Source organism: Enterobacter sp. A103, assembly GCF_034427535.1.
Taxonomy (GTDB): Bacteria; Pseudomonadota; Gammaproteobacteria; order Enterobacterales; family Enterobacteriaceae; genus Enterobacter; species Enterobacter asburiae_B.
Window position 1 is genome coordinate 1 of the sequence record NZ_JAXQPQ010000017.1, and the last position, 21005, is coordinate 21005.

At 56.8% G+C, this 21005-nt stretch carries 19 protein-coding genes, 1 pseudogene and 1 riboswitch; of the genes and pseudogenes, 12 read left to right on the forward strand and 8 right to left on the reverse strand.

All coding sequences use genetic code 11. From position 1 onward, the window contains the following. Positions 1–376: 376 nt before the first annotated feature. Together purH and purD are read left to right on the forward strand one after the other, a co-directional pair. Entirely contained in the window at positions 377–1966 is a 1590-nt protein-coding gene (purH, locus tag SPH27_RS22135) for a bifunctional phosphoribosylaminoimidazolecarboxamide formyltransferase/IMP cyclohydrolase (protein ID WP_182072961.1), read from the forward strand. Between the two features lie 15 nt (positions 1967–1981). Beyond that, entirely contained in the window at positions 1982–3274 is a 1293-nt protein-coding gene (gene purD, locus SPH27_RS22140) for a phosphoribosylamine--glycine ligase (RefSeq protein ID WP_048979204.1), read from the forward strand. Between the two features lie 43 nt (positions 3275–3317). Here purD and SPH27_RS22145 read toward each other — a convergent pair whose 3' ends face one another. The 6 genes from SPH27_RS22145 to nudC form a co-directional block, all read right to left on the reverse strand. Further along, complete coding sequence (locus SPH27_RS22145) at positions 3318–4010, reverse strand: DUF1481 domain-containing protein (RefSeq protein WP_182072962.1); 693 nt, start codon at positions 4008–4010, stop codon at positions 3318–3320. Between the two features lie 11 nt (positions 4011–4021). After that, entirely contained in the window at positions 4022–4294 is a 273-nt protein-coding gene (hupA, locus tag SPH27_RS22150; protein WP_002445246.1) for a nucleoid-associated protein HU-alpha, read from the reverse strand. Positions 4295–4480: 186 nt separating this feature from the next. Next, a complete protein-coding gene (locus SPH27_RS22155) occupies positions 4481–5071 on the reverse strand; it encodes a YjaG family protein (protein ID WP_033146983.1) in 591 nt (196 codons plus the stop codon). Between the two features lie 41 nt (positions 5072–5112). Further along, positions 5113–5784, reverse strand: coding sequence for a deoxyribonuclease V (gene nfi, locus SPH27_RS22160; protein ID WP_023309979.1), 672 nt, complete (start codon positions 5782–5784; stop codon positions 5113–5115). Between the two features lie 9 nt (positions 5785–5793). After that, positions 5794–6858 (reverse strand): uroporphyrinogen decarboxylase, encoded by a 1065-nt coding sequence (gene hemE / locus SPH27_RS22165; RefSeq protein WP_029742041.1) that lies wholly within the window; start codon positions 6856–6858, stop codon positions 5794–5796. 38 nt (positions 6859–6896) lie between these two features. Next, positions 6897–7670: an NAD(+) diphosphatase gene (nudC, locus tag SPH27_RS22170; RefSeq protein ID WP_039262361.1), complete on the reverse strand. Its 774-nt coding sequence runs from the start codon at positions 7668–7670 to the stop codon at positions 6897–6899. 95 nt (positions 7671–7765) lie between these two features. Here nudC and SPH27_RS22175 point away from each other — a divergent pair, with 95 nt between their 5' ends. The 10 genes from SPH27_RS22175 to SPH27_RS22220 all read left to right on the forward strand — a co-directional run bounded on the left by SPH27_RS22175 (position 7766) and on the right by SPH27_RS22220 (position 16551). Next, positions 7766–8263: an Rsd/AlgQ family anti-sigma factor gene (locus SPH27_RS22175; protein ID WP_048979202.1), complete on the forward strand. Its 498-nt coding sequence runs from the start codon at positions 7766–7768 to the stop codon at positions 8261–8263. A 54-nt stretch (positions 8264–8317) separates the two neighbouring features. Then, a riboswitch (TPP riboswitch) is annotated at positions 8318–8429 on the forward strand. A gap of 78 nt (positions 8430–8507) precedes the next feature. After that, the gene (gene thiC / locus SPH27_RS22180; RefSeq protein ID WP_023309975.1) at positions 8508–10403 is read left to right on the forward strand and encodes a phosphomethylpyrimidine synthase ThiC; all 1896 of its coding nucleotides are present in this window, start codon (positions 8508–8510) and stop codon (positions 10401–10403) included. Then, positions 10403–11044: a thiamine phosphate synthase gene (thiE, locus tag SPH27_RS22185; protein WP_064673103.1), complete on the forward strand. Its 642-nt coding sequence runs from the start codon at positions 10403–10405 to the stop codon at positions 11042–11044. Before thiC ends, thiE begins: the two co-directional genes overlap by 1 nt. After that, complete coding sequence (locus tag SPH27_RS22190) at positions 11031–11786, forward strand: HesA/MoeB/ThiF family protein (RefSeq protein WP_182072960.1); 756 nt, start codon at positions 11031–11033, stop codon at positions 11784–11786. Before thiE ends, SPH27_RS22190 begins: the two co-directional genes overlap by 14 nt. Next, entirely contained in the window at positions 11770–11970 is a 201-nt protein-coding gene (thiS, locus tag SPH27_RS22195) for a sulfur carrier protein ThiS (protein WP_039262358.1), read from the forward strand. Before SPH27_RS22190 ends, thiS begins: the two co-directional genes overlap by 17 nt. A gap of 1 nt (position 11971) precedes the next feature. Further along, positions 11972–12742: a thiazole synthase gene (thiG, locus tag SPH27_RS22200; RefSeq protein ID WP_047059535.1), complete on the forward strand. Its 771-nt coding sequence runs from the start codon at positions 11972–11974 to the stop codon at positions 12740–12742. After that, positions 12739–13866 (forward strand): 2-iminoacetate synthase ThiH, encoded by a 1128-nt coding sequence (thiH, locus tag SPH27_RS22205; protein ID WP_182072959.1) that lies wholly within the window; start codon positions 12739–12741, stop codon positions 13864–13866. Before thiG ends, thiH begins: the two co-directional genes overlap by 4 nt. 337 nt (positions 13867–14203) lie before the next feature. Then, positions 14204–15745 (forward strand): sensor domain-containing diguanylate cyclase, encoded by a 1542-nt coding sequence (locus SPH27_RS22210; protein ID WP_182072958.1) that lies wholly within the window; start codon positions 14204–14206, stop codon positions 15743–15745. A gap of 180 nt (positions 15746–15925) precedes the next feature. Next, positions 15926–16234, forward strand: coding sequence for a PTS sugar transporter subunit IIB (locus SPH27_RS22215; protein ID WP_023334100.1), 309 nt, complete (start codon positions 15926–15928; stop codon positions 16232–16234). Beyond that, positions 16234–16551: a PTS lactose/cellobiose transporter subunit IIA gene (locus tag SPH27_RS22220; RefSeq protein WP_033146992.1), complete on the forward strand. Its 318-nt coding sequence runs from the start codon at positions 16234–16236 to the stop codon at positions 16549–16551. Before SPH27_RS22215 ends, SPH27_RS22220 begins: the two co-directional genes overlap by 1 nt. Positions 16552–16666: 115 nt before the next feature. Here SPH27_RS22220 and SPH27_RS23145 read toward each other — a convergent pair. Together SPH27_RS23145 and rpoC are read right to left on the reverse strand one after the other, a co-directional pair. Continuing rightward, positions 16667–16756: pseudogene (locus SPH27_RS23145) on the reverse strand (hypothetical protein); the annotation flags it as partial. Beyond that, positions 16738–20991 carry a DNA-directed RNA polymerase subunit beta' gene (gene rpoC, locus SPH27_RS22225; RefSeq protein ID WP_322435887.1) on the reverse strand — a complete coding sequence of 1418 codons (4254 nt, stop codon included), beginning with the start codon at positions 20989–20991 and terminating at the stop codon, positions 16738–16740. The gene rpoC and the pseudogene SPH27_RS23145, both read right to left, overlap by 19 nt. Positions 20992–21005 lie beyond the last annotated feature (14 nt).

The following is a 21005-nucleotide window of genomic DNA, read 5'->3' on the forward strand; positions in this document are numbered from 1 at the left end:
ATTACGCTTTCCTCTTTCAGAGTCAACCCGTTATTTCAGAATTTTTCTCTTCAACCGAACCGCTTGTTGTGTGAAGTGATTCACATCCGCCGTGTCGATGGAGGCGCATTATAGGGAGTTCTCAGCAGGCCGCAACCGCTAAATGTCAGAAAAATGACTGACTGCTGCATTCCACAGCAAAACCCCGCCTTATACCCTTTTACACACAGACTTATCCACAATGATACGAAAAAGTGAAAATGTGCGAGCGTTGCGCAAACGTTTTCGTTAAAATGCTCGCGCTTAATAAGGATGCCCCGTCAGGTGTGTTAGATGAGTTTTTCGCAGGAAAATTCATCTAACGCTCTCTGTAATCGTGAAATCCAGGGGATTTACCATGCAACAACGTCGTCCAGTCCGCCGCGCTCTGCTCAGTGTTTCTGATAAAGCCGGTATCGTCGAATTCGCTCAGGCACTTTCCGCACGCGGTGTGGAGCTGCTTTCTACAGGCGGTACCGCTCGCCTGTTAGCAGATAAAGGTCTGCCGGTAACCGAAGTGTCCGATTACACCGGTTTCCCGGAAATGATGGATGGACGCGTCAAAACCCTGCATCCGAAAGTTCACGGCGGTATTCTTGGCCGTCGCGGTCAGGACGACGCCATTATGGAACAGCATGACATCGCCCCAATCGATATGGTTGTCGTTAACCTCTATCCGTTTGCCCAGACCGTTGCTCGCGAAGGCTGTTCTCTGGAAGATGCCGTAGAGAATATTGATATCGGCGGCCCAACCATGGTGCGCTCCGCGGCCAAGAACCATAAAGATGTGGCCATTGTCGTAAAGAGCAGCGATTACGAAACCATTATTAATGAGATGGATGCCAACGAAGGGTCACTGACTCTGGAAACGCGTTTCGACCTCGCCATCAAAGCCTTCGAGCACACCGCGGCGTACGACAGCATGATCGCCAACTACTTCGGTAGCCTGGTGCCTGCCTACCACGGTGAAAGCAAAGATCCTTCTGGCCGCTTCCCGCGCACCCTGAACCTGAACTTCATTAAGAAGCAGGATATGCGTTACGGTGAGAACAGCCACCAGCAGGCAGCCTTCTATATAGAAGAAGAGGTAAAAGAAGCCTCTGTTGCGACCGCTCAGCAGGTTCAGGGCAAAGCGCTATCCTATAACAACATTGCTGACACCGACGCCGCGCTGGAATGCGTGAAAGAGTTCAGCGAGCCGGCCTGCGTTATCGTTAAGCACGCGAACCCATGCGGCGTTGCCGTGAGCACCTCTATTCTGGACGCCTACGATCGCGCGTACAAAACCGACCCGACCTCCGCGTTCGGCGGCATTATCGCCTTCAACCGCGAGCTGGATGCTGAAACCGCACAAGCCATCATCTCCCGCCAGTTCGTTGAAGTGATCATCGCGCCATCCGCATCCGCAGAGGCACTGAAAATCACCGCGGCGAAACAGAACGTACGCGTGCTGGTTTGCGGCCAGTGGGCAGAACGCGTGCCGGGCCTGGACTTCAAGCGTGTGAACGGCGGCCTGCTGGTTCAGGACCGCGATCTGGGTATGGTGACAGAAGCCGACCTGCGCGTGGCAACCAAACGTCAACCGACCGAACAGGAACTGCGTGACGCGCTGTTCTGCTGGAAGGTCGCGAAGTTCGTCAAATCCAACGCCATCGTCTACGCCAAAGAAAACATGACTATCGGGATAGGCGCAGGCCAGATGAGCCGCGTTTACTCCGCGAAAATCGCGGGCATTAAAGCTGGCGATGAAGGTCTGGAAGTAAAAGGCTCCGCCATGGCTTCTGACGCCTTCTTCCCGTTCCGTGACGGTATCGACGCGGCGGCTGCAGTGGGCATCACCTGTGTGATCCAGCCTGGCGGCTCAATTCGCGACGACGAAGTGATTGCCGCTGCCGACGAACATGGCATTGCAATGATCTTCACCGACATGCGCCACTTCCGCCATTAATTCCCGGAGCAGAAAATGAAAGTATTAGTGATTGGTAACGGCGGACGCGAGCACGCTCTGGCGTGGAAAGCGGCGCAGTCTCCGCTGGTGAAAACAGTCTTCGTAGCACCGGGCAACGCCGGTACCGCGCTGGAACCCGCGCTGCAAAACGTGGCTATTGGCGTAACCGATATTCCTGCGCTGCTGAGCTTTGCCCAGAGCGAGAAAATCGATCTGACCATCGTCGGCCCGGAAGCGCCGCTGGTGATTGGCGTCGTCGATGCCTTCCGCGCGGCGGGCCTGACAATCTTCGGGCCAACGGAAGGCGCCGCGCAGCTGGAAGGCTCCAAAGCCTTCACCAAAGATTTCCTCGCGCGTCACAACATCCCGACGGCGGAATATCAGAACTTCACCGAAGTGGAGCCAGCCCTGGCCTACCTGCGTGAAAAAGGCGCGCCGATTGTCATCAAGGCCGACGGTCTGGCCGCAGGTAAAGGCGTTATCGTCGCGATGACCCTCGAAGAAGCCGAAGCCGCGGTTCAGGATATGCTGGCGGGTAACGCCTTTGGCGACGCGGGCCACCGCATCGTGATCGAAGAGTTCCTCGACGGTGAAGAAGCGAGCTTTATCGTGATGGTCGACGGCGAGCACGTTCTGCCGATGGCCACCAGCCAGGACCACAAGCGTGTGGGCAATGGCGATACCGGCCCGAATACTGGCGGAATGGGCGCTTACTCCCCCGCTCCGGTAGTGACTGACGAAGTCCACCAGCGCACCATGGATCGCGTCATCTGGCCAACCGTGAAAGGGATGGCGGCGGAGGGCAACACCTACACCGGTTTCCTCTATGCAGGTCTGATGATCGACAAACAGGGTAACCCTAAGGTCATCGAATTCAACTGCCGCTTTGGCGATCCGGAAACGCAGCCCATCATGCTGCGCATGAAATCCGATCTGGTGGAACTGTGTCTGGCAGCCTGCGAAGGCAAGCTCGACGAGAAAACCTCAGAGTGGGACGAGCGTGCGTCTCTGGGCGTGGTGATTGCGGCGGGTGGTTACCCGGGCAACTACAACACCGGGGATGAGATCCACGGCCTGCCGCTGGAAGAGATTGACGGTGCGAAGGTGTTCCATGCGGGTACGAAGCTGGCTGAAGACGATCGCGTCCTCACCAACGGCGGACGCGTGCTGTGTGCGACCGCGCTGGGCCATACCGTGGCAGAAGCGCAGAAACGCGCCTACGCGCTGATGGCGGATATTCACTGGAACGGCAGCTTTAGCCGTCAGGATATCGGTTATCGTGCAATTGCGCGCGAGCAGGGCGAGTAATTTCACACCCTCACCCTCTCCCTCAAGGGAGAGGGGACTTAAATCAAAAACTTTTTTCCGTCGGTTGCCAGGTGCAGAAGTCTTCGTTCGCCACCAGCAGCAGCTGAGAGCCTTCCGGCGCTTCCAGCCACGCCAAACTCACCTCCATTGATGAATGACGCTGACGGCGTTGAATGTGTTCGATTGCCCAGGATTCAAGCTCAGGCTTGACCGTCTGTCCTTCGCAGGTTGTCACCGTCCCATCGGCATGCCAGCGCCCCTGGCGCAGCACAACGCGTCCCAGACGAAGCGCATCGCTGGTCTGGCGGATTTGTTCGGCACGATAACGGTAGAGAGCGATTTGATCGCTGGAAAGCTGCTGTTTTTGACCGCTGACTTCGCGCTGCATAAAGCTCAGCTCGCCATGGTCGTCAAAACGCACTTTCACGTGTTCGGGGGTCTTGCTGTAGACGTTCAGTTCAATCAGCGACAGGTCATCTCCCTGCCAGCGATATTCCGCAGTCGACGTATTGCCGTTATGCCACGGGCTGAAGGCAGAAAGCAGATGCACTTCGCCGCCGGAATCTTTGCGCCAGATCCTGACCGCACCCTGGTTGTCCGCGTAGCCGCTGGCGGTAAACGGCGGCAGGGAGGTGTCGTGGCTGCAGGCTGACAGCAGCAGCATGCCTGCCAGCGCGAGCGTTCCACGCCAGAAAGACAAAAGGGGCGTTGCCGCCCCTTCGCTAAAACTGTTCACTGCCACGCGTCTTACTTAACAGCGTCTTTCAGTGCTTTACCAGAAACAAATGCCGGCACGTTAGCTGCGGCGATTTTGATTTCTTTACCGGTCTGCGGGTTGCGGCCAGTACGCTCAGCGCGGTGGTTCACTTTGAAGGTACCGAAACCAACCAGTTGCACAGCATCGCCTTCTTTCAGAGACTCAGTAATAGCAGCCAGGGTAGATTCCAGAGCAGCTTTAGCCTGCACTTTAGACAGATCAGCCTTGTCCGCAATTACATCAATCAGTTGAGTCTTGTTCATAAGTTATCCTTTCAATGTGTTTATCGCTTGCTAAGCATCGAGTGCGACGAAAATGCCAAAAAAGCACTCTCCTGCATACACGCACCGATAGCCACTTTTTTTCGCCCCCCAAATGTAGACCAGACAAGGGGCGAAAGGGAAGAGTCGAGGAGCGACAAAACGGGCGTTATCTCAAGATTTATTGTCTCATTGGTTAAAAATTATACCAATATTGCTCTCCGCAGCCTCTCGTAAGTCCGCGCGCAGCCCTTTTATCAGCTCAATATCGCGTTCTTCACACTCTGCCAGCAGGCGGAAAATTTCCCACTGAATGTCCCATTCTTGCTCAACCGCCGGGTTTGCACGCAGCTCTTCGTCGGTCATCTCGCGACCTTCCTGGGTCATTTCCAGCATCGCGACGGTCGTAATCGATGCCTTACTGACTTCAATTGCGTGCTCCAGCGTTTCACCGCTCAGACGGGAGTGAAGCAGTTCGCTTAACGCCACGCAGGCATCAATCGCCGGATAGACACCGTACAGGTCAAAATCATCCGCAGCCGGAATCGCCTCTTCCAGCTTTTCCAGCTGGGAGTCGAAGTTCACCTTCGCGTCTTTCACCGTCAGCGTTTCCCAGATCAGATCCAGAATGCGGCGGTAGATATGGCCATCACCAAAGCCCGTCTCCTTACAGAACGCGGCATAGTTGGGATACATGCGCTCGCACAGGCAAGCCATAAACGTCACGTGCTGCCAGCTTTCAAGTTTCTCAAGGCGCAGGTGAATCGGGTTTTGTAGCATGATGATCTCTCGAATCGAAAATTAGGCGCAGTTTACCTGAATCATCGCTGAATTTCCTGCCAACGAACAAAAGCCGGACGCGAAGATGCCACGGCGTCTGCCCAGCGCGTCGGCTCCGGCAAGCGGTAGCCCTTCATGCAGCGCTGCACCCACGCCAGGGCGCTGTCCATGCTCACCCGGTGCCCCGTGGCGATAAAGAGCGGATTACAGCGTGCCTTGCTGCGCCAGACCCACGCTAGCTGCTCACCTTTATGGATAAGCGGCGCCAGCGCGCCCGGCTCGGCTGAAAGAGGTTCAAATGCGCCGCACAGGCGTTTCTTGGCGACGCCAATGGTCGGCACATCCACCAGCAGCCCAAAATGGCTGGCAACGCCTAAACGGCGCGGGTGTGAGATACCGTGTCCATCGACAAACAGCAGGTCAGGTTTTTGCGAGAGTTGCTCCCACGCTGCCAGCAGCGCGGGATATTCACGGAAGGAGAGAAAGCCCGGAATGTACGGCATGGTGGTCGCGATACGCGCTACCTTGTACTCCACCAGCTCAAGCGAAGGATATTTCAGTACCACCATCGCCGCTCGCGTCACTTCCCCACCCTGCTCGAATCCGACGTCTGCTCCGCCAATGTACTGCGGAGGATCTTTATCCAGACGATCCTCGCGGATCACCGATGAGGCCAGTTCGATTTGTTGAGCGCGTAGCGACGCGAGATCCATAACCACTCCTTACTTGTGATACTGGGCAGAAAGCCGATGCACCGCCTCCACAAATACGCCTGCGTGTTCTGGCGGCACATCCTGATGAATGCCGTGGCCGAGGTTAAAGACGTGGCCTTCACCCTGGCCGAAACCAGACAGTATAGTCGACACTTCTTCTTCAATGCGCGCTGGCGGCGCATAGAGCATGGACGGGTCCATATTGCCCTGCAGCGCCACTTTGTCGCCCACGCGACGGCGCGCATCGGCGATATCGGTGGTCCAGTCGAGGCCCAGCGCGTCGCAGCCGGTTGCCGCCATCGCTTCCAGCCACTGACCGCCACCTTTGGTGAACAGCGTCACCGGCACGCGGCGGCCTTCGTTTTCACGCAGCAGGCCGTCGACGATTTTGTGCATGTAGTACAGGGAGAACTGCTGATAATCGCGCCCGGTCAGCACGCCGCCCCAGGTATCGAAAATCATCACCGACTGCGCACCCGCCTTGATCTGCGCGTTCAGGTAGAGGGTGACGCTCTTCGCCAGCTTATCGAGCAGCGCATGCAGGGCCAGCGGCTCGGCGTACATCATCTTTTTAATCATGGTGAAGGCTTTGCTGCTGCCTCCTTCAACCATATAGGTCGCCAGGGTCCACGGGCTGCCGGAGAAGCCAATCAGCGGCACTTCACCTTTCAGCTCACGGCGAATGGTGCGCACGGCGTTCATCACGTAGCCCAGCTCACCTTCCGGATCGGGGATCGGCAGCTTATCCACGTCGGCTTTGCTTTTGATTGGGGAGGTGAAACGCGGGCCTTCACCGGTTTCGAAGTACAGGCCAAGGCCCATTGCATCCGGAATGGTCAGAATATCCGAGAAGAGGATCGCAGCATCCAGCGGGAAGCGGCGCAGCGGCTGGAGCGTCACTTCGCAGGCCAGCTCGGCATTTTTGCACAGCGACATAAAATCGCCCGCCTGCGCGCGCGTGGCTTTGTACTCCGGGAGATAGCGTCCCGCCTGGCGCATCATCCATACCGGGGTGACATCAACGGGCTGGCGCAGCAGCGCACGCAGATAACGATCGTTCTTCAGTTCGGTCATTTTTGCAGTTCCTTAAGCGTCATGGCCTCAGTGTAACACTACTCATACTCGGCCCGACACATCGCCACGGTATCTTCTATCAGCCGACGCGCCACGGTGCCCGGCGGAGGTAACAGCGGTAGATCGTCGTAGCGATACCAGTTTGCTTCCAGCAGCTCTTTCTGATCGATAACGATCTCGCCGCTATCATATTCGGCCATAAATGCCGTCATCAGCGACTGCGGGAACGGCCACGGCTGCGAGGTAACGTAGCGCAGGTTCTTCACTTTGATCCCGCTCTCCTCCATCACCTCGCGCGCTACCGCCTGCTCCAGCGTTTCGCCCACCTCGACGAAGCCGGCCAGCACGGTGTGAATGCCGTTGCGATGGCGGGTATGCTGCGCCAGCAGGATGGAATCCTCCCGGCGGATAGCGACGATAATGCACGGCGCAATCTGCGGATAGTAGCGTTCGCGGCAGTGGCTGCAGAGCATCGCCCACTCGGTTTTGCTCGGGCGCATGGTATGACCGCAGTAGCCGCAGTATTTATGCGAGCGGTAAAACTCGGCCAGCTGCACGCCGCGCCCCGCCAGCTGGAACAGCCCCACGTCCAGATCCAGCACCTGGCGCACCGATCCCATATCCTGGCGGCGGGACTGTTGGATCAACCACACCGGCTCACCCTGCCACTCGCCGATCTTCAGCGCAGGCTGGCCGACGAGATCGAACGCCTCAGCTGCACCGTAGGGGATTTCCCCGGCAGGAAGCCATAATTTTTGTTCGTGACTGACGATCCACCAACCAAGATCTGATTTTTCAATAATACGATCCATATCTATTGCACTACCTTCGCTTCACTGACATGTTGTTAGCATTGTGGTTACATTCTGGATAAGCAGATTCAATCCTACATTTTGCGGAGTCGACCATGTTAAACCAGCTGGAAAGCCTGACTGAGCGCGTTAGAGGAAATAACAAACTGGTGGATCGCTGGCTACATGTACGCAAGCATCTACTCGTGGCTTATTACAATCTGGTCGGTATTAAGCCTGGCAAAGAATCGTTTATGCGACTGAATGAAAAAGCGCTGGATGATTTTTGTCAGGGCCTGGTCGACTATCTGTCCGACGGCCATTTCAATATTTATGAACGCATTATCCGCGAAATGGAAGGGACAACACCCTATTTAGCGGCCAGCAAGCTCTATCCGCTTCTGGAAGCCAACACCCAGCAGATCATGGATTACTATGATTCCGCGCTCGAGAACGCTATCGACCACGATAACTATCTTGAGTTTCAGCAGGCGCTATCCGACCTCGGCGAAGCGCTGGAAGAGCGATTCACGCTGGAAGATAAGCTGATCGCCCTCGTGCTGGACAATGATTTGAACATCAGTAACGAAGAGAACGTCGCGCGCCCTGCTTGAGTTCTTCACCGTTAACGAGTAATTTACAACCATTCGCCCCTCTCACGAGGGGGATTTTTCTTGTCGGAGTGCCCAGCGCCTGAAAGCGCGGGCTGAGACCGTTAATTCGGGATCCGCGGAACCTGATCAGGCTAATACCTGCGAAGGGAACAAGAGTCACACTGCTGTTGTATCGCCTGAGGGCGATCCTCTCTTGCTTCATCCGTCGTCTGACAAGCCATGTCCTTCACTTTTGGAATGAGCTATGTCTACTGCAAAACTGACCCGCCGCGAACAGCGCGCACAGGCCCAACACTTCATCGACACGCTGGAAGGCACCGCTTTCCCGAACTCGAAACGCATCTATATTTCCGGCTCGCAGGCCGATATCCGCGTCCCAATGCGCGAAATCCAGCTTAGCCCGACGCTTATCGGCGGCAGCAAAGATAACCCGCAGTATGAAGACAACGAAGCCGTGCCGGTATATGACACCTCCGGTCCGTACGGCGATCCTGATGTTGCCATCAACGTCCAGCAGGGTCTGGCGAAGCTGCGCCAGCCTTGGATTGACGCGCGTAACGACTGCGAAGAGCTGAGCGTCCTGAGTTCTGCGTACACCAAAGAGCGCCTGGCCGACGACGGCCTGGACGAGCTGCGCTTTACCGGCCTGCTGACGCCAAAACGCGCTAAAGCGGGCAAATGCGTGACCCAGCTGCACTACGCGCGCCGGGGCATCGTCACGCCGGAGATGGAGTTCATCGCCATCCGCGAAAACATGGGTCGCGAGCGCATCCGTAGCGAAGTGCTGCGCTATCAGCATCCGGGTGAAGGCTTTGGCGCTCGCCTGCCGGAGAACATCACGCCGGAATTTGTGCGTGACGAAGTGGCCGCAGGCCGCGCGATTATCCCTGCCAATATCAACCACCCGGAATCCGAGCCGATGATTATTGGCCGCAACTTCCTGGTGAAGGTCAACGCTAACATCGGTAACTCGGCCGTCACCTCCTCCATCGAAGAAGAGGTGGAGAAGCTGGTCTGGTCCACGCGCTGGGGCGCGGACACGGTAATGGACCTCTCCACTGGACGCTATATTCACGAAACCCGCGAATGGATCCTGCGTAACAGCCCGGTACCGATTGGCACCGTCCCGATTTATCAGGCGCTGGAAAAGGTCAACGGCATTGCCGAAGACCTCACCTGGGAAGCGTTCCGCGACACGCTGCTGGAGCAGGCCGAACAGGGCGTGGACTACTTCACCATTCACGCGGGCGTGCTGCTGCGCTACGTGCCGATGACGGCGAAGCGCCTGACCGGCATCGTCTCGCGCGGCGGTTCCATCATGGCGAAGTGGTGCCTGTCCCATCATCAGGAAAACTTCCTCTACGAACACTTCCGCGAAATTTGCGAAATCTGCGCCGCGTACGATGTCTCTCTGTCGCTGGGCGACGGCCTGCGTCCGGGCTCTATTCGCGACGCGAACGACGAAGCGCAGTTTGCCGAGCTGCACACGCTGGGCGAACTGACCAAAATCGCCTGGGAGTATGACGTGCAGGTGATGATTGAAGGCCCGGGCCACGTGCCGATGCAGATGATCCGCCGCAACATGACCGAGGAGCTGGAGCACTGCCACGAAGCACCGTTCTATACCCTGGGGCCGTTGACCACTGATATTGCGCCGGGCTATGACCACTTCACGTCGGGCATTGGCGCGGCGATGATCGGCTGGTTCGGCTGCGCCATGCTCTGCTACGTAACGCCGAAAGAGCACCTCGGCCTGCCAAACAAAGAGGACGTGAAGCAGGGGCTGATCACCTACAAAATTGCCGCCCACGCGGCGGATCTGGCCAAAGGCCACCCGGGCGCGCAAATCCGCGATAACGCCATGTCGAAGGCGCGCTTCGAATTCCGCTGGGAAGACCAGTTCAACCTGGCGCTGGACCCGTTCACCGCCCGCGCCTATCACGACGAAACCCTGCCGCAGGAATCAGGCAAAGTCGCACATTTCTGCTCTATGTGCGGGCCGAAGTTCTGCTCGATGAAAATCAGCCAGGAGGTGCGCGACTACGCCGCCGCGCAGACCATTGAAGTGGGTATGGCGGACATGTCTGAAACCTTCCGTGCCAAAGGCGGCGAAATCTACCTCAAAAAAGAGGAGGCGTAATGTATAAGCCCGATTTCCCGCCCGTCCCCTACCGTTTAGGGCTCTATCCGGTGGTGGACAGCGTGGAGTGGATAGAGCGCCTGCTGGAGACAGGCGTTCGAACGATCCAGCTGCGCATCAAGGATAAACGCGATGACGAGGTGGAAGCCGATGTGGCTGCCGCCATCGCGCTTGGCCGTCGGCATAACGCCCGTCTGTTTATCAACGATTACTGGCGGCTGGCCGTTAAGCACCAGGCGTACGGCGTGCATCTGGGTCAGGAGGATCTGGAAACAACGGATCTGAGCGCTATCCGCGAAGCCGGGTTGCGTCTTGGCGTTTCAACGCACGATGACATGGAGATCGACGTGGCGCTGGCGGCCCGTCCCTCTTACATCGCGCTGGGTCACGTCTTCCCGACGCAAACCAAGCAGATGCCCTCCGCACCGCAGGGTCTGACGCAGCTGGCGAGTCACGTTAAACGCCTTGCCGATTACCCTACCGTCGCCATTGGCGGAATCAGCCTTGAACGCGCCCCGGCGGTGCTGGAGACCGGCGTCGGCAGTATCGCCGTCGTCAGCGCCATCACCCAGGCCGCAGACTGGCGGTTCGCCACCGAACAGCTGTTACAGCTGGCAGGAGCGGGTGATGAACGATCGTGATTTTATGCGCTACAGCCGTCAGATCCTGCTGGAAGATATCGCCATCGACGGACAGCAAAAGCTGCTCGCCAGCCGGGTGCTGATTGTCGGTCTGGGCGGGCTAGGCGCGCCCGCCGCGCTTTATCTGGCTGGTGCAGGTATCGGTACGCTGGTGCTGGCTGACGAAGACGAGGTTCACCTCAGCAACCTGCAGCGACAAATCCTCTTTACCACCGAGGATATCAACCAGCCAAAAGCGCAAATTACCCGGCAGCGCCTGAACCAGCTCAACCCGGATATCGCGCTGATTGCCCTGCAGGAACGGCTCAGCGGTGACAACCTCAGCCGTGAGGTCGCCCTTGCCGACGTGGTGCTGGACTGCACCGACAACATGGCGACGCGCCAGGCGATTAACGCCGCCTGCGTGGCAAGTAATACGCCGCTTATCACCGCCAGCGCGGTGGGTTTCGGCGGGCAGATGATGGTCCTGACCCCGCCGTGGTCGCAGGGCTGCTATCGCTGCCTGTGGCCGGATGATGCAGAGCCGGCGCGCAACTGCCGTACGGCGGGCATTCTTGGTCCGGTGGTCGGCGTAATGGGCACAATGCAGGCGCTGGAGACCATCAAGCTGCTCAGCGGCATGGAGACAGAACGCAATACGCTGCGGCTGTTTGATGCCCGCTCCAGCGGCTGGCGTCATCTGGCGTTACACCGCGCCAGCCGCTGCCCGGTATGCGGAGGCCGCGATGCGCATTCTGTTTAACGATGAGCCGATGAAATGCGACGACGGGCTCACCGTAGCGGTACTGCTCGACAAGCTGCGCCAGCTCAAGCCGGGAACGGCGCTGGCGCTCAATCAACAGATCCTGCCGCGCGAGCAGTGGGAACATCAGCAGGTCAATGACGGCGACCAGATCCTGCTGTTTCAGGTTATCGCAGGGGGCTGAGATGTTACGTATTGCCGATAAAGTCTTTGATTCACATCTGTTTACCGGAACCGGAAAATTCGCCTCGCCGCAGCTGATGGTGGATGCCATTCGCGAAAGCGGCAGCCAGCTGGTGACGCTGGCGCTCAAGCGCGTGGATCTGCGTCATCACAGCGATGCTATTCTGGCGCCTTTACTGGAGGCTGGCGTCACGCTGCTGCCCAACACCTCCGGTGCCAAAACGGCCGAAGAGGCGATTTTCGCCGCGCAGCTGGCCCGCGAGGCGCTCGGCACCCGCTGGCTGAAGCTGGAAATTCATCCTGACGCCCGCTGGCTGCTGCCCGACCCCATCGAAACGCTGAAAGCGGCTGAAAAGCTGGTGCAACAAGGGTTTATCGTCCTGCCTTACTGCGGCGCCGATCCTGTTCTGTGCAAACGGCTGGAAGAGGTCGGCTGCGCCGCCGTCATGCCGCTGGGCGCCCCCATTGGCTCCAACCAGGGGCTTGAAACCCGTGCGATGCTGGAAATCATTATTGAGCAGGCTACCGTGCCGGTGGTGGTTGATGCGGGCATTGGCGTGCCCAGCCATGCCGCGCAGGCGCTGGAGATGGGCGCCGACGCGGTGCTGGTCAACACGGCCATCGCGGTTGCCGACGATCCGGTCATGATGGCGCGTGCGTTCCGCATGGCCGTAGAGGCTGGCCTGCTGGCAAGGGAGTCCGGCCCCGGCTCGCGCAGTTTCCAGGCACAGGCCACCAGCCCGCTGACCGGTTTTCTGGAGGCGATCTCATGAGCACGTTTACCGAGCGCTGGCGGCAGCTTAGCTGGGACGACATTGCCCTGCGCATCAACAGCAAAACGGCGGCTGACGTGGAGCGCGCGCTGCATGCCCGCCATCTGACCCGCGAGGATCTGATGGCCCTGCTCTCCCCGGCGGCCAGCGCGTACCTCGAACCGATGGCCCAGCGAGCGCAGCGGCTCACCCGCCAGCGTTTTGGCAACACGGTGAGCTTCTACGTGCCGCTCTATCTCTCAAACCTGTGCGCCAATGACTGCACCTACTGCGGTTTTTCCATGAGCAACCGCATCAAGCGTAAAACGCTCGATGAAGGTGAGATCGCCCGCGAGTGCGCGGCCATTCGTGAAATGGGCTTTGAACATCTTCTGCTGGTCACGGGCGAACATCAGGGAAAGGTGGGAATGGACTATTTCCGTCAGCACCTTCCCGCCATTCGTCGTCAGTTTGCGTCGTTGCAGATGGAAGTGCAGCCCCTGGCGCAGGAGGAGTACGCGGAGCTAAAAACCCTCGGGCTGGACGGGGTCATGGTCTACCAGGAAACCTATCACGAGGCGACGTACGCCCGGCATCACCTGAAGGGCAAGAAACAGGATTTCTTTTTCCGACTGGAAACGCCGGACAGGCTGGGTCGCGCGGGGATCGACAAAATCGGTCTGGGCGCGCTGATCGGGCTCTCTGACAGCTGGCGGGTGGATTGTTACATGGTGGCGGAACATTTGCTGTGGCTTCAGCAGCACTACTGGCAGAGCCGTTATTCCATCTCCTTCCCGCGCCTGAGACCTTGCGCGGGCGGGATTGAACCGGCTTCGCTGATGGATGAACGCCAGCTGGTGCAGACCATCTGTGCGTTTCGCCTGCTCGCCCCGGAAGTGGAATTATCGCTCTCAACGCGTGAATCCCCGGCGTTTCGCGATCGCGTTATCCCGCTTGCGATTAACAACGTCAGCGCGTTTTCCAAAACGCAGCCTGGCGGCTACGCCGACGATCGTCCGGAGCTCGAGCAGTTTGTGCCGCATGACGGACGACGTCCGGAAGCGGTCGCCGCAGCCCTGACGGCCCAGGGTCTTCAGCCTGTCTGGAAAGACTGGGACCGCTGGCTGGGAAGAACCTCGCAATGACGCTGAAACGTACTGCAACGCCATAAAAAATTGTCGAGGCACGACGAAAAGGCAAAACCGGGTGGTTGTCAGCGATCGTCCGGTTTTTTATTGTCACACGGTCAGCAACGGATGCTGACCAGGGCGAAAAGCTTCTTCCTCGTTTCGCCCTGCCTCTGGTTCATTGCGCACACGGCCGCCAGCAGGTTGAATAAGTATTTTCTTAATGGTTCTTAAGATAAATCATCCCGCCAGAAATCGTGTGCCGTATAATTCACCGCTAACCGCAGGACAGCGACTATGCTGAGAGGATATCGGCAGACGAAAAGTATTCACCATCAGGAACGATGTACAGCTCATGGCACTTCACAGCAAAAAGCTCTCTTTTACCCGGCCAATCATGCTCAGCTTCGCGGGGATCCTCTGCAGTTTTGCGGTGATCGCGATCGCGGTGACGCTTTCGCAACGAAAGGATTTTCTTGAGGATTATCATAAGATCAACAGCAATTTCACGCACAACCTGGCGGTGAACTATACCGAATCTATCCTGCGTGAAAACGACTATATCCTGGGCCGTTCCGCGATTTACTTTGCCCGCGACGACAGGCTAAACGAGACGCTCAACGTCAACCCGACGCAGGGGCTTCAGATGATGATGCATTTGCAAAACCTGATGCCGACCGTGTCCTCCATCTCGCTGGCGGACACGCAGGGGCATTATCTCCGCGCGCCGGAAGTGCTCCCCACGGAGAAGAGTAAAACCTTCGATCCCCGGACGCGGCCGTGGTTTATCGCTCAGGCCGAAGCCAGTATCTTCAGCCACTATACTCGCCCGTACATGGACTACTTCACCGGCCATCCGACGGTCACACTTTATAAGCCCTTGATTTCACCCGAAGGCAGACTGAAGGGAACGATCGCGTTTCATCTCGATTTGACGTCAATGGGCTTCACCCTGCGTCAGATGGTGGCGCCCGTCCAGGGAGAATTCTTCGTCGTTGAACGCGACGGCGCCGTTGTGCTTCACCCGGATACAGGCGCGCTCTTCAAACACTACGTGAGCGAAGCGCTGATGGACAAAATGACCAGCGGCGAAGGCCACCTTTACGATAAGAAAAGCAACGCCTGGTACTACTACTACTCGTTTACCAATCCGGACTGGTTTGTCATCTACCGGGTCTCTGGCGAGACGCTCACCGATATCACCCGCCACGAAACGACGATTGTTGGCTGGGGGTTTGCGCTGGCGGCAATCATCATCATCCTCTTCGGCTTATACCTCCGTCACGCCTCGCGTACCGTGCTGATGCACATTATCAATGCCATTAAAACCGGCGACGTCAGCGAGGCGCCGCGCCTGGAAGCGATGCTGAGCCACACTATCCAGTCCAATAAAGAGCGTGAGATGGCCTATGTGCGCCAGGCGACTCACGATGCGCTGACGGGCTGTAAAAACCGCCGCGCGTTCGATAGCGATATCGCGGAGCTGCTGAATGCCCAGCAGCCTTTCGCGATGGCGCTGGTGGACATTGATAACTTCAAGTCGATTAACGACACGCTGGGCCACCTGACCGGTGATATCGTTCTGCGCAACGTGGCCCGCGAAGGGATCCAGATTATGCAGCCACATCACGTCTCGATTTACCGGTACGGTGGAGAAGAGTTCGCGGTAATCTTCCAGGCTGAGCAGATGACGTCTGCGCTCTCATTGCTGGAAGCCTGGCGTACCGCAGTTGAAAAACGCGTCTGGCGAGAAGAAAACCTGCGGGTTACGTTCAGCGGCGGTCTTGGGGAGTGGCATTTTGAACCGCTGGAGCAATTTGTCGGAAGCGTTGATAGCGCCCTCTACAGCGCCAAACAGCAGGGCAAAAACCGCATCAATCGAACGTCCATCAGCTAATCCTCCCTCTTTCACCCTGCCCGTTTCAACGGGCCGGGTACCCGACAATGCAAAATTGTAACCGGTTTCAGAAAATCGCCGGTTTCTTTGTGATGCCTGACACACAATCGCGGTAAACCGGTTGTTGAAGCGCTCTGCACGGGATAATTATCAATAAACACATGTAGATCGAGGCTGATTATGAAGAACATCGTTTTATGCTGTGCAGCGGGAATGTCAACCAGCATGCTGGTTCAACGTATGAAAGACGCCGCGCAGAAAAAAGGGGTTGAAGTCACCATTAAAGCCGTTCCGGTTGCGGAGTTTAAAGACAACATCGCGACGGCCGACATCGTATTGCTGGGGCCACAGGTTAAATACGAGCAGGCTAAACTTCAGGCGCAGGCCGAGCCGCTGGGTAAAAAGGTCGCGGTGATCGACATGATGGATTACGGCATGATGAAAGGCGATGCCGTCCTGGAAAAAGCGCTCAAACTTCTGGAGTCATAATGGAAGACTTAGAAACTACGATAATGGAACTGCTGGTCAACGCAGGCGCGGCGCGCAGTGCGGCCCTGACGGCGCTACAGATGGCGCGTAAAGGTGAGTTTGACGAAGCAGAAAAAGCGATGGAAGAGTCGCGCGAATATGTGAAGCATGCGCACACGATCCAGACGCAGCTTATCGGTTTTGACGAAGGGACCGGGAAGCTTCCGGTTAACCTGATCACCGTCCACTCTCAGGATCACCTGATGAACGCGATGGTCATTCAGGATCTGGCGGGCGATATGATTGAGCTTTATCGTCGGATCCCGTTGGTGAACTGATAACCTACAGATGTAAAAAAACCCGCCGAGGCGGGTTTTTTATTGTCGGGTGGCACTGAGCTTACCCGACCTACGAGGCACATGCCCGGTAATGCTCATCACCGGGCATCAACGATTACTCGTTGTCGGAACCGCCCAGACCTGCGTTCAGCAGTTCTGCCAGGCTCGCGGATGCATCTTCAGCAGTTACCTGCGGTGCAGCTGGCAGTTCGCCCGCAGCACGACGANGGAACCGCCCAGACCTGCGTTCAGCAGTTCTGCCAGGCTCGCGGATGCATCTTCAGCAGTTACCTGCGGTGCAGCTGGCAGTTCGCCCGCAGCACGACGACGCATACGATCCTGGTGGTACGCATAACCGGTACCCGCCGGGATCAGACGACCCACGATGACGTTCTCTTTCAGACCGCGCAGTTCATCACGTTTACCTGCAACAGCGGCTTCGGTCAGGACACGAGTCGTTTCCTGGAACGATGCTGCAGAGATGAAGGACTCGGTTGCCAGAGACGCTTTGGTGATACCCAGCAGATCGCGCGAGAAGGTCGCACCGATTTTGCCGTTCGCTTCCAGTTCGCGGTTAGCGATCTTGACGCGTGAGTATTCAACCTGCTCGCCTTCCAGGAAATCGGAGCTGCCTGCGTTTTCGATGGTTGCTTTACGCAGCATCTGACGAACGATAACTTCGATGTGCTTATCGTTAATCTTAACGCCCTGCAGACGGTAAACGTCCTGTACTTCGTTGGTGATGTAACGCGTTACCGCGTGGACGCCACGAAGACGCAGAATGTCGTGCGGAGCTTCTGGACCATCGGAAACCACGTCACCACGTTCTACACGTTCACCTTCGAACACGTTGAGCTGACGCCACTTAGGAATCATCTCTTCGTACGGTTCGCTGCCATCTACTGGAGTGATAACCAGACGGCGTTTCCCTTTGGTCTCTTTACCGAAGGAGATGATACCGCTGATTTCAGCCAGGATTGCAGGCTCTTTCGGACGACGTGCTTCGAACAGGTCCGCAACGCGTGGCAGACCACCGGTGATATCCTTGGTACCGCTGGATTCCTGTGGAATACGTGCCAGAGCATCACCCGCACCGATCTGAATGCCATCTTCCAGCTGAACGATCGCTTTACCCGGCAGGAAGTACTGCGCAGGCATGTCGGTACCCGGGATCAGAACGTCGTTACCCTGAGCATCAACGATTTTCAGTGCAGGACGCAGATCTTTACCACCGGTAGTACGTTCAGCAGAATCCAGAACCACCAGAGAAGACAGACCGGTCAGCTCGTCGGTCTGACGAGTAATGGTCTGGCCGTCGATCATGTCAGTGAAGCGGATGAAACCACTTACTTCGGTGATAACCGGCATGGTGTGTGGATCCCAGTTTGCAACGGTTTCACCGCCAGCAACCTGCTCGCCATCACCTTTCGCCATAACCGCACCGTAAGGCACTTTATAGCTCTCTTTGGTACGACCGAATTCGTCGATCAGCTTCAGCTCGGTGTTACGAGAGGTCACAACCAGCTTGCCAGCGGAGTTAACAACAGACTTCGCGTTGCTGAGCTTGATGCTACCTTTGTTTTTCACCTGGATGCTGGATTCAGCAGCCGCACGTGATGCCGCACCACCGATGTGGAACGTACGCATCGTCAGCTGTGTACCCGGCTCACCGATGGACTGTGCCGCGATAACGCCGATTGCTTCACCTTTGTTGATGATGTGGCCACGCGCCAGGTCACGACCGTAGCAGTGCGCACATACACCAAAGTCGGTGTCACAGGATACAACGGAACGTACTTTCACGGAGTCAACAGAGTTCGCTTCCAGCAGGTCACACCAGTGCTCGTGCAGCAGCGTGTTGCGTGGAACCAGAATGTCTGCAGTACCCGGCTTCAGAATGTCTTCCGCGGTTACACGACCCAGAACGCGATCGCGCAGTGGCTCTTTAACATCACCACCCTCGATAACCGGGGTCATGGTGATACCTTCGAGGGTGCCACAATCGTCTTCGGTCACAACCAGATCCTGAGCAACGTCAACCAGACGACGCGTCAGATAACCGGAGTTCGCTGTTTTCAGTGCGGTATCCGCCAGACCCTTACGAGCACCGTGGGTGGAGATGAAGTACTGGAGTACGTTCAGACCTTCACGGAAGTTCGCGGTGATTGGCGTTTCGATGATGGAGCCATCTGGCTTCGCCATCAGACCACGCATACCTGCCAGCTGACGAATCTGTGCTGCGGAACCACGCGCACCGGAGTCGGCCATCATGTAGATGCTGTTGAAGGAAACCTGCTGCTCTTCTACGCCGTCACGGTTAATCACAGTTTCGGTCTGCAGGTTATCCATCATCGCTTTGGATACACGATCGTTCGCCGCTGCCCAGATATCGATAACTTTGTTATAGCGTTCGCCCGCGGTAACCAGACCAGACTGGAACTGCTCCTGGATCTCAGCAACTTCGGCTTCCGCTTCAGAGATGATCTCGTGTTTCTTCTCTGGGATGACCATGTCATCGATACCAACAGATGCACCTGAACGCGCTGCATAAGCAAAGCCGGTATACATTGTCTGGTCAGCGAAGATAACGGTCGGCTTCAGACCCAGAATGCGGTAACAGGTGTTCAGCATTTTGGAGATCGCTTTCTTGCCCAGCGCCTGGTTGACGATGGAGAAAGGCAGACCTTTCGGTACGATCATCCACAGAATAGCACGGCCAACGGTCGTGTCTTTCAGGCTGGTTTTCGCAACGAATTCGCCGTTTTCATCTTTTTCGTATTCGGTGATACGCACTTTAACGCGCGCATGCAGAGAGGCCAGGCCAGCGCGATAAATACGCTCAGCTTCTTTCGGGCCAGTCAGCACCATGCCTTCGCCTTTGGCGTTAACACAGTCACGGGTCATGTAGTACAGACCCAATACAACGTCCTGAGAAGGAACGATGATAGGTTCACCGTTCGCTGGGGACAGGATGTTGTTGGTAGACATCATCAGCGCACGCGCTTCGAGCTGGGCTTCCAGCGTCAGCGGTACGTGAACAGCCATCTGGTCACCATCGAAGTCGGCGTTATATGCCGCACAAACCAGCGGGTGCAGCTGGATAGCTTTACCTTCGATCAGGACTGGCTCAAATGCCTGGATACCCAAACGGTGCAGAGTTGGTGCACGGTTCAGCAGTACCGGGTGTTCGCGGATAACTTCGTCCAGGATATCCCAAACGACAGCTTCTTCACGCTCAACCATTTTCTTAGCGGCTTTGATGGTGGTGGCCAGGCCACGCAGTTCCAGCTTGCCGTAGATGAACGGTTTGAACAGCTCCAGTGCCATTTTCTTCGGCAGACCGCACTGATGCAGACGCAGGTATGGACCTACGGTGATTACAGAACGACCGGAGTAGTCAACACGCTTACCGAGCAGGTTCTGACGGAAACGACCCTGTTTACCTTTGATCATGTCGGCCAAAGATTTCAGAGGACGTTTGTTAGAACCGGTGATCGCACGACCGCGACGGCCGTTATCCAGCAGGGCGTCAACCGCTTCCTGCAGCATACGTTTTTCGTTGCGTACGATGATGTCCGGCGCAGCCAGATCCAGCAGACGTTTCAGACGGTTGTTACGGTTGATAACGCGACGATACAGATCGTTCAGATCGGACGTTGCGAAACGACCACCATCCAGCGGAACCAGTGGACGCAGATCTGGCGGCAGAACCGGCAGAACGGTCAGGATCATCCACTCTGGTTTGTTACCAGACTGAACGAACGCTTCCAGCAGTTTGATACGCTTGGTCAGCTTTTTACGTTTGGTTTCGGAGTTGGTTTCGTTCAGCTCTTCACGCAGCTGCTCGCACTCTTGCTCCAGATCCATGCTCTTCAGCAGGGCCTGAATAGCTTCCGCACCCATCTTCGCATCGAATTCGTCACCGAACTCTTCCAGCGCGTCCAGATACTGCTCTTCAGTCAGGATCTGATGACGTTCCAGGTTCGTCATCCCGCCTTCGATAACCACATAAGATTCGAAGTACAGAACGCGTTCGATATCGCGCAGCGGCATATCCAGCAGCAGACCGATACGGGACGGCAGAGATTTCAGGAACCAGATGTGAGCGGTCGGAGACGCCAGCTCGATGTGGCCCATGCGCTCACGACGCACTTTGGTCTGGGTCACTTCAACGCCGCACTTCTCACAGATCACACCACGGTGTTTCAGGCGCTTGTACTTACCGCACAGGCACTCGTAATCTTTTACTGGCCCGAAAATACGCGCACAGAAAAGGCCGTCACGCTCAGGTTTGAACGTACGGTAGTTGATGGTTTCCGGCTTTTTAACTTCACCGAATGACCATGAACGGATCATGTCTGGCGAAGCCAGAGCAATTTTGATCGCATCAAACTCTTCGGTTTTAGTCTGCGCTTTCAGAAACTTTAATAAATCTTTCACGGATTTGCTCCCGT

Excerpts from the sequence above, each read along its gene's own strand:
- purH (WP_182072961.1), top strand. The coding sequence starts at position 377 with ATGCAACAACGTCGTCCAGTCCGCCGCGCTCTGCTCAGTGTTTCTGAT.
- purD (WP_048979204.1), top strand. The coding sequence starts at position 1,982 with ATGAAAGTATTAGTGATTGGTAACGGCGGACGCGAGCACGCTCTGGCG.
- hupA (WP_002445246.1), bottom strand. The coding sequence starts at position 4,294 with ATGAACAAGACTCAACTGATTGATGTAATTGCGGACAAGGCTGATCTG.
- SPH27_RS22155 (WP_033146983.1), bottom strand. The coding sequence starts at position 5,071 with ATGCTACAAAACCCGATTCACCTGCGCCTTGAGAAACTTGAAAGCTGG.
- nfi (WP_023309979.1), bottom strand. The coding sequence starts at position 5,784 with ATGGATCTCGCGTCGCTACGCGCTCAACAAATCGAACTGGCCTCATCG.
- hemE (WP_029742041.1), bottom strand. The coding sequence starts at position 6,858 with ATGACCGAACTGAAGAACGATCGTTATCTGCGTGCGCTGCTGCGCCAG.
- nudC (WP_039262361.1), bottom strand. The coding sequence starts at position 7,670 with ATGGATCGTATTATTGAAAAATCAGATCTTGGTTGGTGGATCGTCAGT.
- SPH27_RS22175 (WP_048979202.1), top strand. The coding sequence starts at position 7,766 with ATGTTAAACCAGCTGGAAAGCCTGACTGAGCGCGTTAGAGGAAATAAC.
- thiC (WP_023309975.1), top strand. The coding sequence starts at position 8,508 with ATGTCTACTGCAAAACTGACCCGCCGCGAACAGCGCGCACAGGCCCAA.
- thiE (WP_064673103.1), top strand. The coding sequence starts at position 10,403 with ATGTATAAGCCCGATTTCCCGCCCGTCCCCTACCGTTTAGGGCTCTAT.
- SPH27_RS22190 (WP_182072960.1), top strand. The coding sequence starts at position 11,031 with ATGAACGATCGTGATTTTATGCGCTACAGCCGTCAGATCCTGCTGGAA.
- thiS (WP_039262358.1), top strand. The coding sequence starts at position 11,770 with ATGCGCATTCTGTTTAACGATGAGCCGATGAAATGCGACGACGGGCTC.
- thiG (WP_047059535.1), top strand. The coding sequence starts at position 11,972 with ATGTTACGTATTGCCGATAAAGTCTTTGATTCACATCTGTTTACCGGA.
- thiH (WP_182072959.1), top strand. The coding sequence starts at position 12,739 with ATGAGCACGTTTACCGAGCGCTGGCGGCAGCTTAGCTGGGACGACATT.
- SPH27_RS22210 (WP_182072958.1), top strand. The coding sequence starts at position 14,204 with ATGGCACTTCACAGCAAAAAGCTCTCTTTTACCCGGCCAATCATGCTC.
- SPH27_RS22215 (WP_023334100.1), top strand. The coding sequence starts at position 15,926 with ATGAAGAACATCGTTTTATGCTGTGCAGCGGGAATGTCAACCAGCATG.
- SPH27_RS22220 (WP_033146992.1), top strand. The coding sequence starts at position 16,234 with ATGGAAGACTTAGAAACTACGATAATGGAACTGCTGGTCAACGCAGGC.